The organism is Comamonas sp. B21-038 (genome assembly GCF_022387135.1).
Lineage (GTDB): Bacteria > Pseudomonadota > Gammaproteobacteria > Burkholderiales > Burkholderiaceae_C > Comamonas > Comamonas sediminis.
Map to the genome: position 1 here is coordinate 761,756 of NZ_CP092462.1, position 15,333 is coordinate 777,088.

General features: G+C 64.7%; 17 protein-coding genes. 9 read left to right on the forward strand and 8 right to left on the reverse strand.

Annotated features, from left to right (window positions below; genetic code table 11):
- Positions 1–7: 7 nt before the first annotated feature.
- Both nth and MJ205_RS03490 read right to left on the reverse strand, forming a co-directional pair.
- Positions 8–661 (reverse strand): endonuclease III, encoded by a 654-nt coding sequence (nth, locus tag MJ205_RS03485; RefSeq protein WP_239811204.1) that lies wholly within the window; start codon positions 659–661, stop codon positions 8–10.
- 60 nt (positions 662–721) lie between these two features.
- Entirely contained in the window at positions 722–1,759 is a 1,038-nt protein-coding gene (locus tag MJ205_RS03490; protein WP_239811205.1) for an Lnb N-terminal periplasmic domain-containing protein, read from the reverse strand.
- A 159-nt stretch (positions 1,760–1,918) separates the two neighbouring features.
- Here MJ205_RS03490 and MJ205_RS03495 point away from each other — a divergent pair, with 159 nt between their 5' ends.
- The 3 genes from MJ205_RS03495 to MJ205_RS03505 all read left to right on the forward strand — a co-directional run bounded on the left by MJ205_RS03495 (position 1,919) and on the right by MJ205_RS03505 (position 4,358).
- On the forward strand, positions 1,919–3,115 hold the full coding sequence (locus tag MJ205_RS03495) for an aminotransferase-like domain-containing protein (RefSeq protein ID WP_239811206.1): 1,197 nt from the start codon (positions 1,919–1,921) through the stop codon (positions 3,113–3,115).
- A gap of 92 nt (positions 3,116–3,207) precedes the next feature.
- On the forward strand, positions 3,208–3,426 hold the full coding sequence (locus MJ205_RS03500) for a SlyX family protein (RefSeq protein ID WP_239811207.1): 219 nt from the start codon (positions 3,208–3,210) through the stop codon (positions 3,424–3,426).
- A 359-nt stretch (positions 3,427–3,785) separates the two neighbouring features.
- The gene (locus MJ205_RS03505; protein WP_239811208.1) at positions 3,786–4,358 is read left to right on the forward strand and encodes a DUF2721 domain-containing protein; all 573 of its coding nucleotides are present in this window, start codon (positions 3,786–3,788) and stop codon (positions 4,356–4,358) included.
- A 10-nt stretch (positions 4,359–4,368) separates the two neighbouring features.
- On the opposite strand, the gene MJ205_RS03510 is transcribed toward MJ205_RS03505, so the two are convergent.
- Positions 4,369–5,253 carry a LysR family transcriptional regulator gene (locus tag MJ205_RS03510; RefSeq protein ID WP_239811209.1) on the reverse strand — a complete coding sequence of 295 codons (885 nt, stop codon included), beginning with the start codon at positions 5,251–5,253 and terminating at the stop codon, positions 4,369–4,371.
- 154 nt (positions 5,254–5,407) lie between these two features.
- On the opposite strand from MJ205_RS03510, the gene MJ205_RS03515 reads away from it, so the two are divergent.
- On the forward strand, positions 5,408–5,893 hold the full coding sequence (locus tag MJ205_RS03515) for a CidA/LrgA family protein (protein WP_239811210.1): 486 nt from the start codon (positions 5,408–5,410) through the stop codon (positions 5,891–5,893).
- Positions 5,890–6,633, forward strand: a complete 744-nt coding sequence (locus tag MJ205_RS03520) for an LrgB family protein (protein ID WP_239811211.1) — start codon at positions 5,890–5,892, stop codon at positions 6,631–6,633. Before MJ205_RS03515 ends, MJ205_RS03520 begins: the two co-directional genes overlap by 4 nt.
- Here the strand turns inward: MJ205_RS03520 and MJ205_RS03525 are convergent.
- The 3 genes from MJ205_RS03525 to MJ205_RS03535 all read right to left on the reverse strand — a co-directional run bounded on the left by MJ205_RS03525 (position 6,630) and on the right by MJ205_RS03535 (position 10,014).
- The gene (locus MJ205_RS03525; RefSeq protein WP_239811212.1) at positions 6,630–7,994 is read right to left on the reverse strand and encodes a hypothetical protein; all 1,365 of its coding nucleotides are present in this window, start codon (positions 7,992–7,994) and stop codon (positions 6,630–6,632) included. The two genes, MJ205_RS03520 and MJ205_RS03525, sit on opposite strands and share 4 nt — an antisense overlap.
- The gene (locus MJ205_RS03530) at positions 7,991–8,977 is read right to left on the reverse strand and encodes an ABC transporter ATP-binding protein (protein WP_239811213.1); all 987 of its coding nucleotides are present in this window, start codon (positions 8,975–8,977) and stop codon (positions 7,991–7,993) included. The genes MJ205_RS03525 and MJ205_RS03530 overlap by 4 nt, the downstream gene beginning before the upstream one ends.
- A 134-nt stretch (positions 8,978–9,111) precedes the next feature.
- Complete coding sequence (locus MJ205_RS03535) at positions 9,112–10,014, reverse strand: HTH-type transcriptional regulator ArgP (protein WP_239811214.1); 903 nt, start codon at positions 10,012–10,014, stop codon at positions 9,112–9,114.
- A 70-nt stretch (positions 10,015–10,084) separates the two neighbouring features.
- On the opposite strand from MJ205_RS03535, the gene MJ205_RS03540 reads away from it, so the two are divergent.
- Both MJ205_RS03540 and MJ205_RS03545 read left to right on the forward strand, forming a co-directional pair.
- A complete protein-coding gene (locus tag MJ205_RS03540) occupies positions 10,085–10,753 on the forward strand; it encodes a LysE/ArgO family amino acid transporter (protein ID WP_239811215.1) in 669 nt (222 codons plus the stop codon).
- Positions 10,754–10,982: 229 nt separating this feature from the next.
- On the forward strand, positions 10,983–11,453 hold the full coding sequence (locus tag MJ205_RS03545; RefSeq protein ID WP_239811216.1) for an ABC transporter substrate-binding protein: 471 nt from the start codon (positions 10,983–10,985) through the stop codon (positions 11,451–11,453).
- Positions 11,454–11,509: 56 nt separating this feature from the next.
- On the opposite strand, the gene MJ205_RS03550 is transcribed toward MJ205_RS03545, so the two are convergent.
- Positions 11,510–11,776: a DUF3820 family protein gene (locus MJ205_RS03550; RefSeq protein ID WP_239811217.1), complete on the reverse strand. Its 267-nt coding sequence runs from the start codon at positions 11,774–11,776 to the stop codon at positions 11,510–11,512.
- 196 nt (positions 11,777–11,972) lie between these two features.
- On the opposite strand from MJ205_RS03550, the gene MJ205_RS03555 reads away from it, so the two are divergent.
- A complete protein-coding gene (locus tag MJ205_RS03555; protein WP_239811218.1) occupies positions 11,973–12,761 on the forward strand; it encodes a MetQ/NlpA family ABC transporter substrate-binding protein in 789 nt (262 codons plus the stop codon).
- A gap of 180 nt (positions 12,762–12,941) precedes the next feature.
- On the forward strand, positions 12,942–14,243 hold the full coding sequence (locus MJ205_RS03560; protein ID WP_133854716.1) for a UDP-N-acetylglucosamine 1-carboxyvinyltransferase: 1,302 nt from the start codon (positions 12,942–12,944) through the stop codon (positions 14,241–14,243).
- 79 nt (positions 14,244–14,322) lie between these two features.
- On the opposite strand, the gene MJ205_RS03565 is transcribed toward MJ205_RS03560, so the two are convergent.
- A complete protein-coding gene (locus MJ205_RS03565; protein WP_239811219.1) occupies positions 14,323–15,234 on the reverse strand; it encodes an EamA family transporter in 912 nt (303 codons plus the stop codon).
- Positions 15,235–15,333: the final 99 nt, after the last annotated feature.

Here is a 15,333-nt window from a genome sequence, read left to right on the forward strand (position 1 = left end):
GCCGCGATCAGCGCAGCGCGCCTTGGGGTGGCGGTGTCTTGGGCGAGAAATCGCAGTAGCTGCTGACCAGGCATTCCCAGCAGCGCGGCTTGCGCGCTTGGCAGACATAGCGGCCCAGCAAAATCAGCCAGTGGTGCGAATCGACGGCATAGTCGCCGGGTACGCGCTGCATCAGTTGCTTTTCCACTTCGAGCGGATTTTTACCGGGTGCCAGGCCGGTGCGGTTGCTGACGCGGAAGATATGGGTGTCCACCGCCATCGTCGGCTGGCCAAAGGCCACGTTCAGCACCACATTGGCGGTCTTGCGGCCCACGCCGGGCAGCGCTTCCAGCGCCTCGCGCGTGTCGGGCACCTGGCCGCCATGGCGTTCCACCAGGATGCGGCAGGTCTCCATCAGGTGCTTGGCCTTGCTGCGGTACAGGCCGATGGTCTTGATATAGCCCTCCAGGCCTTCCAGCCCCAGCGCCAGAATGGCCTGGGGCGTGTTGGCGACCGGGAACAGTTTGCGGGTGGCCTTGTTGACCCCCACATCGGTCGCCTGGGCAGACAGCAGCACGGCGGCGAGCAACTCGAACACCGAGGTGTATTCCAGCTCGGTCTGGGGCGAAGGGTTGGCCGCCTTCAAGGTGGCGAAGAAGGGTTGGATATCAGCGGTTTTCATCGTGTGGTGGTGCAGGCTCGGCTGCCATTATCTGGCAAGGCCTGAGCCTGGGTCCCTGCATCAAGGTAGCAGCGGCGCCTGCGGCACACCCTGGCGGATGGCGGCCGAGAAATCCTCGCCCGGCCGCACCGCCTTGGCGCGGGCATTGATGTGCGCTGCCGCATGGATGGCCTCAAAGTCGTTCGGGCGGGCGAGGGCGCCCAGGCTGTCCACATACTGGGGCAGGTAGCCGCTGGCCAGCAGGCGCCAGTCCATCGGCAGGCCCGGCACAATGCGGCGCACCATGTCGAACACAATGGTGGTGCAGTTGGCAAACAGCGTGTGGTAGAACTGCGGCGTCTCGACCAGCGCATTGGCCTTGTCCACATAGGCGATGAACAGTGAGCGCATCGCAGCGCGCGGCATGGCCACGCTGTACAGGTAGACTTCTTCTCCCCGCATATTGCTGCGTACGCGCAGGATGTCGCGCTCATCGGCAGCGACCAGGCTTTGCTCGAACTGCTTGAAGAAGCCGCCCACGGCCGAGAACTGCTCGCCCTGTTCCTTGCGGATCTCTACCGAGAAGGTCACATAGCGGCGCGGGCTCTTGCCGTCGTCAAAGCCGAAGGACACCAAGGTGTGGGCAATGGCCGGCCCCATCCAGTAGGAGGTACTCATGTCCACCGACACAAGCTGGCGCAGGTCGTAGTCCCGGTCTTCCCAGCGCACGGTGGCCTTGCTGTCGGTCAGCCAGTCAAAATTGCGCACATTGTGCAGCTGCACCAGATCACCCTGGACGGTGCCTGACAGCTGCTGGGCCACATCCGGCGCCCATTTGCGCGTGTTGGAGGGCTGGATGCTGGCCCACCAGGCGAGGATCGCGGCAAACAGCAGCCCATAGATCAGCAGGCCCTTGGGCATGCGCTGCTGCCACAGCAGGTAGATGCAGTACAGACCCACCCCCACCCAGACCCCCAGCAGCAGCCCCCGGGCCGAGCCCGACTTGACCGATTGCGCGAGCTGAAACCACAGCGCGCCACAGGCCCAGACCACGCCCAGCAGCATGAGCAACGAGGCCAGCAATTTGACCAAAACAATGAAGAAAGCGGCGATGCGCATGGTGACCCAGTCCTTTAGGGCGCAAGCATAGTCGATAGCGGGGGGCAATGGCGGGCTCAGGGATGCCAGAGCGACGCATGGGGCCGGTAAAAAGTAGCAAAATGCCAGTGCGGCCCGGCGATCGACCGGGCTGCGCTTTTTGACTTGAGAGAACATTCCATGACACTGCGCTTTGCCTCCCGCCTCGACAATGTCGAGACGTCCGCCATCCGTGAACTGTTCAAGCTGCTGGGCAAGCCCGGCATCATCAGTTTTGCCGGGGGCTTTCCGGATGCAGCCATGTTCGACGTGGACGGTGTGCAGGCAGCGGCCAATGCGGCGTTGAAAGAGGAGCCGGGCGCTGCGCTGCAGTACGGCGCGACGGAGGGCTACCAGCCCTTCCGCGAGCAGATCGTGGGCCTGATGGCGGCCAAGGGCGTGCAGTCGCTGACGCCCGATCAGCTGATCGTCACCACCGGCAGCCAGCAGGCGCTCGACCTGCTGGGCAAGACGATGATCTCGCCCGGTGACAAGGTGATCGTCGAGGGCCCGACCTTTCTGGCCACCATCCAGTGCTTCCGCCTCTACGGCGCCGAAGTCATCAGCGCCCCCACCGATGAGAACGGTGTCATCCCCGAAGCGCTGGAGCAGCTGATAGCCGAACACCAGCCCAAGCTGGTCTACCTGATCCCGACCTTTGGCAACCCCAGCGGTGTGCTGCTGAGCCTGGAGCGCCGCCGCCAGATTCTCGAGATGGCTGTGCGCCACCAGACCCTGGTCGTCGAGGACGATCCCTATGGCGACCTGTACTTTGACGCACCGCCACCGCCCAGCCTGCTGGCGCTGTCGGACAGCGTACCCGGCAGCCGTGACTACCTGGCCCACTGCGGCAGCATGAGCAAGGTGCTCAGCCCCGGCCTGCGCCTGGGCTGGCTGATTGCGCCGGCCGAGCTGCTGGGCAAGTGCGTCATGTGCAAGCAGTTCAGCGATGCCCATACCAGCACCTTCAGCCAGGCCACTGCCGCCCAGTACCTGAAGGCCGGCCGCATGCCCGCCACCCTGGACCGCGTGCGCACCACCTACGCGGCGCGCAGCAAGGCCATGGGCGACGGCCTGCGCAGCCAGCTGGGCGATGCGGTGCGCTTTGTGCAGCCCCAGGGCGGCATGTTCATCTGGGTGCAGCTGACGGGCGCCCGGGGCCAGGAGAAGGATGGCAATGCGCTGGCCAAGCGCGCCATCGAGCAGGGGGTGGCCTTTGTGCCGGGCACGCCATTCTTTGCCCAGAACCCCGATGCCTCGACCCTGCGGCTGTCCTTTGCCACCGCTGATATCGCCCGCATCGAAGAGGGCATTGCCCGCCTGGCCAAGGCGCTGTAAGCCCGCCTTCCCGCTCTCCACGCCGGCATATGCGCTGTCATATGCCGGCGTTATTCTTTCCCCTCCCTCCCCATCCGATGCCAGGAGACGCCATGACGACAATGCCCGAACCCCTGCAGCAGCGCCTTGAAGCCCTGGAGATCAAGGCGGCCTATGCCGACGACCTGCTCGAAGAGCTCAACCTGACGATCTACAAGCAACAGCAGCAGATCGACCGCTTGCTGCACCTGGTCAAGGACCTGCAGCAGCGCATGCCCGAGACCGGAGCTGTTGCGCCAGGTGCACGCGACGAGCTGCCGCCCCACTACTGAACGCAGGCCTCTGCCTCAGGAAGCACACAATTTGCTTCAAATCAGCCCGGAAACAGGGCAAAAAAGGTATTAGGGTTTGCACCTATTTGGTGCGAGAATGTTGGCTTGAATTTTGCAGTGTTCATCGCAGGCGTCGCAGCCTGCACTAGGGATGCTCTGCAAAACCCTCGCCAAGCGGGATGGACGCGGATCGGGATGAGCCGCAAGGCGTCTTTTGCAGTCAATAGCCGTAGCTATTGACAAGGAAGACAACGCAGCGGATCGCCCGAGACCGCGTTCACACCACGGCAGGGAGTTTTGCAGAGGGTCCCTAGGCGTGTGCTGCAGCGCAGTCTGTCCAACCTCTCTGCTCCAACACCATGTCCATCGACGTCAGCAACATCACCCACAGCATCCAGCTGGCTGTGGCTCCCGTTTTCTTTCTCACCGGCGTGGCGGGCATGATCGGTGCCGTCGCCGGCCGGCTGGCGCGCATCATCGACCGGGGCCGTGTGCTGGAAGACCGCATGATGGCCTCCAAGGACGAGGACTATGTGCAGCGGTCCTTGCTGGAGCTCAGCTTTCTGCGCCGGCGCGGACGCCTGGCCAACCTCTGCATCGGGCTGCTGACCCTGTGCGGCGCGCTGATTGCGCTGACCATCATCTTGCTCTTCGTCGGCCAGACCACCAAGACCGAGATCGACGCCAACAGCTGGTCGCTGGCGGCGATGTTCAGCTTCGGGCTGGGCGTGGTCAGCTTTGTCTCGGCGCTGTGCTGCTTCATGGTCGAGACCATGATGGCCACGCAGCTGCTGAACTTCCACCCGCTGCGCCAGCCGGCCACGATTCCCTGTATGGCAGCGGCCCAAGCCGCGGCCACCGCGCCCAGTGCGGCACCCCGCAAAGTGGTTGCCGAGCCCGGCCGCCAGGATGCCTTCATGCCCCAGGTCTGAGGCCTTGGGTCTATGCCGGGGTCTGCGGATAGCGCGCCTGGCATAGCGCCAGCCAGGCGCTGGCGGCCTTGGATAGGTGCTGGGGCCGCCAGGTGAGGCCGAAATCATGGCTCAGCGTGGGCTCAGCCACGGGCAGGCAGCGCACCTGGGCCGGGTCAAAGCGGCTGGCCACATGGTCGAACATGATGGCAATGCCTGCATCGGCGGCGACCAGGTCGCCAATCAAGTCCCAGTAACGGCTTTGCAGCGCGATCTGCGGCACAAAGCCCGCTTGCGCGCAGCAGCTTTGCACGCCTTCGTACAGCGCAAAATCACTCTCGTACATCACAAAGGGCAGGGCAGCCAGCTCCCGCCAGCGCACCTGGCTTTGCCCCTGGGGCGCGCGCGCATGGGCAAAAACGGCCACGGTATGGTGGGTTTGTATGCGCAGGCTGGCCAGGGGGCTGCCGGCACGCAGCAGGCCCATGGCTACATCGATCTCGCCCTCTGCCACCGCCTGTTCCAGCGCCCGGGCGCCGCGCTCATGCAACTGCAACTGGACGCCGGGGTAGCGTTTGCGGTACTGCGCAAAGATGGGCGCCATGTAGTGGCCCGTGGTCGGGGACACGCCCACGCTGAGCGTGCCGCGCGCGATGCCGTCCACCTCGGCCACTTCCTGGCGCAGGCGGCTGGCCTCTTGCAGCAGCGCCTGGCCCCGCTCAAACACCACGCGCCCGGCATCGGTCAGCTGCAGCTTGCGGCCTTCGCGCAGCAGCAAGGGGCCGCCGAGCTCGTCTTCCAGACCCTTCACCATCTTGCTGATGGTGGGCTGGGTGACATACAGCGCCTCTGCCGCACGGGTGAAGCTGTTGCGGTGGACCACCTCGACAAAGTAGCGCAGCGCTCGCAGGTCCATGGTGAATTCCTAGATGGAATGGAATTTATAAAAATAAGTCATTTTACGAATGATTATGCCGTTTCTACAATCCGTTTTGTGCAGTGCAGCATGGTGAGGCAAGGGGCCGCACCGCCGCCACTGCCGCTGGCCCACGAGCCAGCACAAGGATGGCATGACAAGCGATAAATGGGTGGCGGGCGAGGGCAGATCCACAGACAAGGGGCTGCCCAGGCAGGCCCGCCAGGCGGCACGCACGCTGTGGCAGGTGGCAGTGCTCTGCGCCATCTGGCTGGTGGCCGAGGCACTGCGCAGCCATATGGGCTGGCGTATTCCGGCGGGCCTGATTGGCTTTGCCGCACTGGCGCTGGGGCTGTTCAGCCGCGCCGTGCCCGGCCGCTGGCTGGCACAGGGCACGCGCTGGCTGCTGTCGGACATGCTGCTGTTCTTCATCCCCGCGATGCTGGTGATCATCAACTATGGCGACCTGGTACGCAGCCAGGGGCTGCGCATCGTGCTCGTGATTGTGCTGAGCACTGCCTGTGTGATGGTGGCCACCGCGCTGGTGGTCGATGCGGTCTACCGGCTGGAGCTGCGCCTGGCCCAGCGCAAGCGCCGCCAGGAGCGTGGCGCCAAGGCCGCTGCCGGAGGGGTGCGATGACTGCTGCGCCTGCAACCCTGCCCTCGTCGTTGCCGCTGTGGCCGCTGAGCCATGGCAGCGCAGCGCTGCTGTCACTGCTGCTGACCCTGCTGTGCTATTACCTCAACAAGCGGCTGTACCAGCGCCATCCGCATACGGTGCTGATGCCCATCATCGGCACGCCCCTGGTGCTGGTGGCCGCACTGCTGCTGCTGGGCATTGGCTACGACGACTATCGCACCCATACCCATTGGCTGGTATGGCTGCTGGGGCCGACGACCGTCGCCTTCGCGCTGCCGTTGTATGACTACCGCCAGATGGTGCGCAAGCACTGGATGTCCATTTTGGCCGGCGTGTTGGTGGCCAGCACGGTATCCATCCTGACGTCGGTGTGGCTGGCGCGCTGGCTGGGCCTGTCGCCGCTGCTGCAAAAAGGGCTAGCAATGCGCTCCGTGACCACGCCCTTTGCGGTGGAGGCCGAGCGTGCCATCGGCGGCCCGCTGGACCTGGCTGCCTTGTTTGTGCTGCTCACCGGAGTGACCGGCATGCTGATCGGTGGCCTGGTGCTGCGCCTCTTGCCCCGGCTGCGCAGCCGGGTCGCAGCGGGGGCCATGCTGGGCGGATCGGCCCACGGCTCGGGGGTTGCCAAGGCGCAGATGGCCGGCCCCCAGCAAGGTGTGGCCGCCTCACTGGTGATGATGATTGCCGGCGCTCTCAATGTGCTGGCTGCACCCTGGGTCGGCGCCTGGGTGTTTGGCTAGCGCGCAAACAGGTCTTTGCCGCCCGCCTGGGGGGTGATGGCCTGGAAGCGCCAGACCAGCACGACGGCAAGCACCGCCAGCTGCAGCAGCATGCCCACCCAGGCCAGCCAGCCCAGGGCCGGTGCATGCGCAAAGTTGGACGACAGGCGCGGGTCAAACGCGCCAAACAGGGGCTCGAACAGCGGCGCCAGGCCCAGCGACCAGAACATGGCCGGCAACAGGGCGCTGAGGACAAAGACCACCAGCAAGGTCATGCCCAGCGGTGAGCGGCTGCTCTTGCGCAGCGAGAACACCAGGTAGATGCCGCAGTCGCGCAGCACATGCAGCAGCACCATGAAGGCCAGGGGGCCCAGCTGCGAGCGGTTGGACAGCGGGTCGGCATTCCACAGCAAATAGGCCGGCAGCAGCACCGCAAAGGCCATGCACCAGCTGATGGGCCACAGCGGCATGTTCTGCCAAAAGCGCCGCCACTGGCCGTGCCGCGCGCTGTAGAGCAGGGCGCGCCAGCGCTGCGCGACCTGGCTTTCCAGCGCAGCGGCATAGTAGGTCACCAGGGCGAACAGCATCATCGCGGTCAGCGCCCGGCCGGTGCCGGTGGGCACCAGGCCCACCAGCAGCAAACAGCCAGCCGCATTGCCCAGTGCCCAGGCCCAGGGTGTGGTGGGTACCGACAGCTGCATCGACATCGCCCGCCACAGTGCCAGCAGGCCCAGCAGCAGGCCCGCTATGGCAAAGACCAGCAGCAGACTGGCCGCGTTCAGCGGCAGGCCCCACCAAGCGCCGCCGCCGCTGCCGCCCAGCAGGCTGTCAAGTCCCACGACCACGCTGCTGACCAGTTGCAGCAGCAGGAACACCAGCACCACCAGCACCCAGACATTGCGGCTGGTAGCGGGTTTGTTGGGGTCCATGCTGTAGAGGCGGCTGGCCATCATCGCGCAGTGCAAGGCGCAGGCGCCCAGAATGGTGAGTACGAGCACCAGCACCGTATCTGCCAGCTCGCCGAGCCAGAAGCCGCACAGCAGTGCCGCAGCCGTACACAGCAAAGCCCCATACCAGGCATAGCTGGGGCCACCCAGCAGCTTGCCCCAGGCCATGCGCCAGGGGCCCATGGCGCTCATGCGTTGCTGGTCCCAGGTGCGCTCGTTCAGCTCGTCATTGATGCTGGACAGCGCCGTGAAGGTGCCCACGCAGGCGGCCAGCAGGCCCACCAGGCTGAGGGCGCCCTTGTGCAGGTACAGCAGCGGCTGCTTGCCCTCGATGACAAACACGCAGATGGCCAGCATCAGCAAGATGGCGGGCATCAGCACCAAACGCGCAGGGCTCAGCTCCAGGCTGAGCTGGCGGCGAAATTCCGGATTCATGGCCACTCCTTGGCAAACAGCGCTTGGGGATCGACGGGTGCTTCCAGACTTTGCTGGTAGCGCTCCTGCAGGCTGGTGCGCGCCTCCTGGTAGCCCAGCACCTGCGCGCCATGGGCCACCAGCTGCTGCAGCAACTGCACGCGGGCAGCACGGTCTTGCGCGGGCAGCGCAATCCACAGCAGGTGGGCAGCGCCGGCGTCCCGGCCGGCACGCATGTCGACCAGGCGGTAGCCGGCCAGCGCCCCATCCGGCTGGGGCAGGGGGACGGCCAGCTCGACCTGCATCACCAGCTCGGACGGCAGCGCGCCGTTGCCGCCCGGGCCACTGGCGGCATTCAACGGCCCGTGGCTGGTGATGCGGCCTTCGCGGATCGACAGGATATGGCTGCAGTACTCATCGAGCTCACTCAGGATGTGGCTGGAGACGACCAGCGTCATGCCCTGGGCCTGCAGCTGGCGGAACAAGGTCGAGAGGCTGCTGCGCGCCTCCGGGTCCAACCCGCTGGCGGGCTCGTCGAGCAGCAGCACCTGGGGCTGGTGGATGATAGCCTGGCCAATGGCGACCCGCTGGCGCTGGCCGCGCGAGAGGTTGCGCGTGGCATGGCCGAGCTTGCTGCTGAGCGCGAGCTGCTCGGCCACCGCATGCACGCGCGCGGTGGCGTCCTTGCGGCTCAGGCCCTGGCTTTCTGCGGCGTATTGCAGGCACTGGGCCACGCTCAGGGTCTCGTAGAGTCCGAAGAAATCCGACAGGTAGCCCATGTACTGGTGGGCGCGGCGGGGCTCTTGCTGCACATCGATGCCCGCCACCCGGGTGCTGCCGCTCAGCGGTGCTTCCAGCCCGGTAATGCAGCGCAGCAAGGTGGATTTGCCGGCGCCATTGGGGCCCACCAGGGCGGTGACGGTGCCGGCCTCGATCTGCAGGCTGACGCCATGCAGCGCGCGGTGGCCGGGGTAGTCGACGATGAGATCCTGCACCTCAATCATGCTGTGCTCTTTCTGATGAAAACCATGGATACCTCCCTCTGCAGCAGCGCACCAGTTGCTTATCTGGCGCTGCAGCTGCTCGCATCATAGGCGCACCGGTCCCCGCTTTGCGGACAACACTAGGGCAGAAACGCTCAAGCGGCTGGCGTCAACACGCGGCTGGCCGCGCGCATGACGCAGTCGGTCAGCCGGGCCAGGCTGGCCTGCGCGCTGCGCGGCAGCGCCCAGTACAGTGGCAGGTCCAGCGGTGTATCGGGCACCAGCGGCACCAGGCTGCCACGTGCCAGTTGGTCGGCAATCAGCACCGTGGGGTGCATGCCCCAGCCCATGCCGATCTCGCAGGCCCGCACATAGCCCTGGTTGGACGGCAGAAAATGCCGGGGACCGCTGCCCCGGGGGGCCATGCCCTGGGCTTGCAGCCACTGGTCCTGCAGCCGGTCCTTGCGGTCAAAGGTCATGATGGGCGCCTGGGCCAGGGTCTGCGTGTTCACGCCCTCTGCGAAGTAGCGCGCCATGAAGCCGGGGCTGGCTGCGGCCACATAGCGCATCGTGCCCAGCGGCCAGCTGTTGCAGCCGGGGATCTGGCCGCTGGTGCCGGTCACGGCGCCCAGCACCGCCCCTTCGCGCAGCGCCTGGGCGGTGTGGTCCTGGTCGTCGACGCGCAGGTCCAGCAGCTCATTGCCCGAGGCGGTGAACTCGGCCATCGCCTCCATGAACCAGGTGGAGAGCGAATCGGCATTGACCGCCAGCTTGATCGTCGGCGCCACCGGTGCATCGGGCAGCAGGTCGGGGTTGCTGCGGCGCAGGGCGTTTTCGAGCAAGGCCACCTGCTCCAGATGCAGGCACAGGCGCTGGCCGGCCTCGGTGCCGGTGCAGGGGTTGCCACGCTGCACCAGCACCTGGCCGGTGCGCTCTTCCAGCTGCTTGATGCGCTGCGACACCGCCGACGGGGTGACATGGAGTTTCTTGGCGGCGCGTTCAAAGCTGCCTTCGCGCACCACGGCCGCCAGCGCGGCCAGTCCCAGGTAGTCCAGCATTTAGTTTTACTTCATTTGACTAAGATTGTTTAATTTTACTTATTTATTGGTGCGCCGCACAATAGCTGCCATGTGGACAACAAGCATGACTTCTACCTGGCTGGCCGGTTTTACCGTCTGCCTTTCCTTGATCGTCTCGATCGGCGCGCAGAACCTGTATGTACTGCGCCAGGCCGTGAGCGGCGAGCATGTGCGCGCCTGCGTCGCCTGGTGTGTGTTCAGCGATGCACTGCTGATCGGCATCGGCGTGGCCGGCATGGCCCAGGTGCTGGGAGATTCGCCCACCCTGGCCTACTACCTGACTTTGGGCGGCGCATTGTTCCTGCTGGGCTATGGGCTGATGGCGCTGTGGCGGGCTGCAATGCCCGCTGGCGCAGTGCCCGCTGCCGATGCTGATGACGGGGCTGCGCCCGCCACCGCCGCCCGGCGCGGCCTGTGGCGCGTGCTGGGGGCGCTGGTCGTCATCACCTTGTTCAACCCCCATGTGTACCTGGATACCGTCGTGCTGGTGGGCTCGATCGGTGCGCGCCAGGATGGCAGCCTGAAATGGATCTTTGTGCTGGGTGCTGCCTGTGCCAGCCTGGCCTGGTTTGTGATGCTGGCCAGCGCCGGCCGGCGCCTGCAAACCCTGTTTGCCAAGCCCCAGGCCTGGCGCGTGATGGATGGCTTTACCGGCGTGATGATGCTGGCCCTGGCCTGGTGGGTGTACAGCGGGCTGGAGAACATAGGCGCTGCCTGATGCCCGCGATGGCTGACGGTGCCCAAGGTCTTGTACACCCGGTGCATGCCAGCGCTGCTCTACAATATTTGTAGCTGCGCGCTACGCATAACGAATAACCAAAGCCGAGCCATACCGCTGCAAGCCGTGCTGCCAAGCACTTGAATTTGCAGCGTTTCCCCTCATGTACCAAGGGTAGGCAAGCAGGCAATCGGCCTGTAGCCCCGGCCTTTTATTTGGAAATACCGTAGTGAACCCCTCTTTTCGCACCTCTGCATCCGTTCTTGCTGTGACCATTGCCGGTCTGGTTCTGCCAGGCCTGGCCCATGCCAAGCGCCTGGGTGGCGGTGTCAAGCGTCCAGCAGCGACCCAAAAGGCAGCTCCCGCGCCTGCAGCCAAGCCTGCGACGCCAGCCGCTGCTGCACCTGCCGCCGCTCCAGCAGCGGGCGCAGCCCCTGCCGCAGCAGCACCGGCTGCCGCGGCACCGGCCGCCGGCGGCTCCGGCATGATGGGCACCATGGGCGCAGCCGCCGTGGGCGCCGTCGCTGGCACGATGGCCGGCAGTGCGATGGCTGGCGCGATGGGCGGTGACAAGGGCAAGGAAGAAGCCGCCGCCAAGGAAGCGGAAGCCAAGAAGGCAGAAGCCGAAGCCGCCGCGCTGCAAAAGCAGGCCGATGAAGCCAAGGCCAAGGCTGACGCAGCCCGCTCCGCCGTCAAGTAATCAGCGTCTCAACAACCTGAACCCACCCGCAGCTGCTTGCAGCCTGCGGGTTTTTTTTATTGTCGCGGTGGCTGGACAGCCGCCTGCCCACTCGCTTGCAGGCTGGCGCGCAGCGGGCGCAGCAACTCGCCCAGGCCGTTGTGGTCGATCTCGTGCATCAGTGCCAGCAGCCGGCCCAGATCGCCTTTGGGAAAGCCTTCACGGGCAAACCAGTTGAGGTAGTTGCCGGGCAGGTCGGCGATGGCGCGGCCCTGGTACTTGCCAAAAGGCATGGTGGTGGTGAGCAGCCGCAGCAGCTGATCGGGGTCGAACGGGGTAGACATGGCCCAAGCATAGCCCGCCGGTGCGGGCGCAGGCTGTAGCGGGCTGGCATAAAGATCAAATTCTTTATAACCAAATCTCTTTATTTTCTTTGGGTGATATGCCAAATAAGGCTAGACTTGCACCATCTTGGTTCAGTCCCATCAAGAGAAATCCAAGTAGTTGCCGGGGCTGGTCTTTCTCATTTGTCAAAACACCATGTTCAAAAAAACGCTTTCCGTTCTTGCTGTTGCGGCCCTGGCCGTGTCTGCCCATGCGGCGGATGTAGTGCTGAAAGTGGCGGCCTCGCCGGTGCCACATGCCGAGATTCTCAATTTCATCAAGCCCAAGCTGAAGGCTGAAGGGGTGGATCTGCAAGTGCGCGAGTTCAGCGACTACATCCAGCCCAATGCGGCCGTGGAAGACAAGCAGCTCGATGCGAACTTCTTCCAGCACCAGCCTTACCTGGACAGCTACAACAAGGACCGCAAGAGCTCGCTGGTGCAAGTGCCCAATGGCAAGGTGCATGTGGAGCCCTTTGGCGCCTACTCCAGCAAGATCAAGAACATCAAGGACTTGAAGGACGGCGCCACCGTGGCCATCCCCAATGACCCTTCCAACGGTGGCCGTGCGTTGCTGCTGCTGCAAAAGAACGGTCTGCTCGAGCTCAAGGACGCGTCCAAGCTGACCTCCACCCCACTGGATATCGCCAAGAACCCCAAGAAGCTTAAGTTCAAGGAACTCGAAGCGCCTTTGCTGCCGCGTGCGCTGGGTGATGTCGATCTGGCGCTGATCAACACCAACTACGCGATCGAAGCCAAGCTCAACCCCACCAAGGATGCGCTGTTCATCGAAGGTGCCGACTCGCCCTACACCAACATCATTGCCGCCCGTGCCGACCGCGCCAATGACGAGGCCATTGCCAAGCTGACCCGTGCGCTGCATGGCGACGATGTGAAGAAATTCATTCTGGACAAGTACAAGGGCGCGGTGGTTCCTGCGTTCTGATGGGCTAAGAAGCTGCCCGGGCAGCGCATAACACCATCCCGCAGCATTTGTTGACGGGTATTTACAAAAGGCACTCCACCCGAGTGCCTTTTGTTGTTTTTGACGCTGTAACATGCAGGGTCGGCCCCGATGGCGCACACTGCCACGGGCCACTCCAGAATTCGCGACCTCCCCCCATCCATGTCCAAACTCATCGTGCACGGCGGCACCCCTTTGCAGGGCCGCATCATTCCCTCGTCCAACAAGAATGCCGTTCTGCCTGTGCTGTGCGCCACATTGTTGACGGCGCAGCCGCTCGTGCTCCATGGGGTTCCGGACATCACCGATGTGCGCAAGATCCTGGACATTTTCGGCAAGCTGGGCTCCAGCGTGCAGATGGACTACGCCAGCGGCGTGCTCAAGCTGCACCACCGGGATACGCACTTTGATGCCTGCAAGCACCACCTGCCCGAAGAAATGCGCTCGTCTATCATGCTGGTGCCGCCACTGCTGGCCCGCTTTGGCGTGGCGCGGCTGGAGGACAACGTCAAGGGCTGCACCCTGGGCGTGCGCGAGATCGATCCGCATATCGAGGTGTTCCGCCGCTTTGGCGGCCGGGTGGAGCATGGCGAGGGTTCGCTGATCGTGCGCTGCGATGGCCCGCTGCAGGCCACCCAGCACTGGCTGGACTATGCCTCGGTCACCACGACCGAGAACTTTGTGCTGTGTGCCGCTACCGGCAAGGGCAGCTCGGTGCTGACCAATGCCGCCTGCGAGCCGCATGTGCAGGAGTTCTGCCGCTTCATGGTGATGCTGGGCGCCAAGATCGAGGGCATCGGCACCTCGCGCCTGACGGTGCATGGCGTCGAGCAGCTGGGCGGCGGTGAATTCCATTTCGAGGAAGACTTCCACGAGATCACCACCTTTCTGGCGCTGGGTGCCATCACGGGTGGCGATGTACAGGTGCGCAACCGCACGCCCGACAACTTCCCGCTGATCGACCGCACCTTTGCCAAGTTTGGCGTGCAGATCGAGCACAAGGACGGCTGGTCACGCGCCATCCGCAAGGGCCCGCTCAAGGTCGAGACGCCGTTTACCCGCAATGTGCTGACCAAGGTCGAGGCGGCGCCCTGGCCTTACTTCCCGGTGGATCTGCTGCCGATCTTCATCGCGTTGGGCGTGCGCGCCGAGGGCAATGCGATGTTCTGGAACAAGGTCTATGACGGCGCGCTGGGCTGGACGGGCGAGCTGTCCAAGTTTGGCGCCCATGTGTTCTCGTCCGATCCGCACCGCATCGTCACCCTCGGCGGCAACCCGCTGAGCCCTGCGGTGGTGGAGAGCCCCTACATCATCCGCGTGGCCATTGCGTTGTTCATGGTGGCTGCCAGCATCGAGGGCCGCTCCGAGATCCGCAATGCCGCGCCCATCAAGCGCGCCCACCCCCGCTTTGTGGAGAACCTGCAGAGCCTGGGCGCCAAGGTGGAGTGGGCGGGAGAGAACTAAGCCTTCTGCTGCGCATTAAAAAAAGAGCGCTTGCCGTCTATGCGGCAAGCGCTCTTTGCATGGCGGGTGGCTGCTGCAATCAGGCGACAGCCTGGCCCTCAGGTTTGGGCGCTGCTGCCTGCGGCGGTGCAGAGGGCTTGGCCGTCAGCGCGCTGCCCATTGCTGCCACCATGATCAGGCCGATGGCCGACCACTGGGTGGCGGTCAGCAGCTCGCCCAGCACCAGCATGCCGGCAATCGCTGCAATGGCCGGCTCGGTGGCGAGCATCGTGGAGAAGGCGCCCGAGCTGAGGCGTTTGAGCGCGAACATCTCCAAGGTATAGGGAATGGCGCTGGAGACAGCGGCCACCGCCAGCCCATAGAGCAGGATGGAGGGCTGCAGCAGCTTGGCGCCCGCCTCGGCAATGCCAAACGGCACCACTACGATGGCGGCGGTCAGCAGCGCCAGCGACACCACCATGCCGCCATGCATATGGCCGGCGCGTTTGCCCAGCACGATGTAGCCGGCCCAGCAGGCGGAGGCCATGACCGCATAGCACAGGCCCACCGGGTCGAGCGCGGCGGTCTGCACGCCAAACATCGGCAGCACCAGCAGCAAAAACAAGCCCAGCGCCGCCAGCCCCAGCCAGACCAGGTCCAGCACGCGGCGCGAGGTCCAGACCGCCACCGACAACGGGCCGACAAACTCGATGGCCACTGTCACGCCAAAAGGCAGGCGCTTGATGGCCATGTAGAACAGCAGGTTCATGAGACCCAGCACCACGCCAAAGATGGCAATCTGCCCCAGGTTGGCCTTGGTGGGCCCAAAGCGCCAGGGGCGCCAGATGAGCAGCAGCAGCAACGCGGAAAAGCCCACGCGCAAGGCGGTAGTGCCCTGGGCGCCGACGACCGGGAACAGGTGTTTGGCAAAGCTGGTACCCAGGCACAGCGCACTGACCGAGCCCAATACCGCCAACGAGGGCAGCAGGCGCTGCCAGAGAGAATCTTGCATGGCCGAGATAATATTGCAGCTGAGCGAAGTAAATTGCTCGAAAATTCGATGCCAAATGCAAGTTTCGCTCTTGCTGTGCGCTTCTCCTCCAGGCTTTTG

Excerpts from the sequence above, each read along its gene's own strand:
- MJ205_RS03510 (WP_239811209.1), bottom strand. The coding sequence starts at position 5,253 with ATGGACCTGCGAGCGCTGCGCTACTTTGTCGAGGTGGTCCACCGCAAC.
- MJ205_RS03500 (WP_239811207.1), top strand. The coding sequence starts at position 3,208 with ATGACGACAATGCCCGAACCCCTGCAGCAGCGCCTTGAAGCCCTGGAG.
- MJ205_RS03525 (WP_239811212.1), bottom strand. The coding sequence starts at position 7,994 with ATGAATCCGGAATTTCGCCGCCAGCTCAGCCTGGAGCTGAGCCCTGCG.
- MJ205_RS03495 (WP_239811206.1), top strand. The coding sequence starts at position 1,919 with ATGACACTGCGCTTTGCCTCCCGCCTCGACAATGTCGAGACGTCCGCC.
- nth (WP_239811204.1), bottom strand. The coding sequence starts at position 661 with ATGAAAACCGCTGATATCCAACCCTTCTTCGCCACCTTGAAGGCGGCC.
- MJ205_RS03535 (WP_239811214.1), bottom strand. The coding sequence starts at position 10,014 with ATGCTGGACTACCTGGGACTGGCCGCGCTGGCGGCCGTGGTGCGCGAA.
- MJ205_RS03505 (WP_239811208.1), top strand. The coding sequence starts at position 3,786 with ATGTCCATCGACGTCAGCAACATCACCCACAGCATCCAGCTGGCTGTG.
- MJ205_RS03560 (WP_133854716.1), top strand. The coding sequence starts at position 12,942 with ATGTCCAAACTCATCGTGCACGGCGGCACCCCTTTGCAGGGCCGCATC.
- MJ205_RS03565 (WP_239811219.1), bottom strand. The coding sequence starts at position 15,234 with ATGCAAGATTCTCTCTGGCAGCGCCTGCTGCCCTCGTTGGCGGTATTG.
- MJ205_RS03515 (WP_239811210.1), top strand. The coding sequence starts at position 5,408 with ATGACAAGCGATAAATGGGTGGCGGGCGAGGGCAGATCCACAGACAAG.
- MJ205_RS03520 (WP_239811211.1), top strand. The coding sequence starts at position 5,890 with ATGACTGCTGCGCCTGCAACCCTGCCCTCGTCGTTGCCGCTGTGGCCG.
- MJ205_RS03490 (WP_239811205.1), bottom strand. The coding sequence starts at position 1,759 with ATGCGCATCGCCGCTTTCTTCATTGTTTTGGTCAAATTGCTGGCCTCG.
- MJ205_RS03530 (WP_239811213.1), bottom strand. The coding sequence starts at position 8,977 with ATGATTGAGGTGCAGGATCTCATCGTCGACTACCCCGGCCACCGCGCG.
- MJ205_RS03555 (WP_239811218.1), top strand. The coding sequence starts at position 11,973 with ATGTTCAAAAAAACGCTTTCCGTTCTTGCTGTTGCGGCCCTGGCCGTG.
- MJ205_RS03550 (WP_239811217.1), bottom strand. The coding sequence starts at position 11,776 with ATGTCTACCCCGTTCGACCCCGATCAGCTGCTGCGGCTGCTCACCACC.
- MJ205_RS03540 (WP_239811215.1), top strand. The coding sequence starts at position 10,085 with ATGTGGACAACAAGCATGACTTCTACCTGGCTGGCCGGTTTTACCGTC.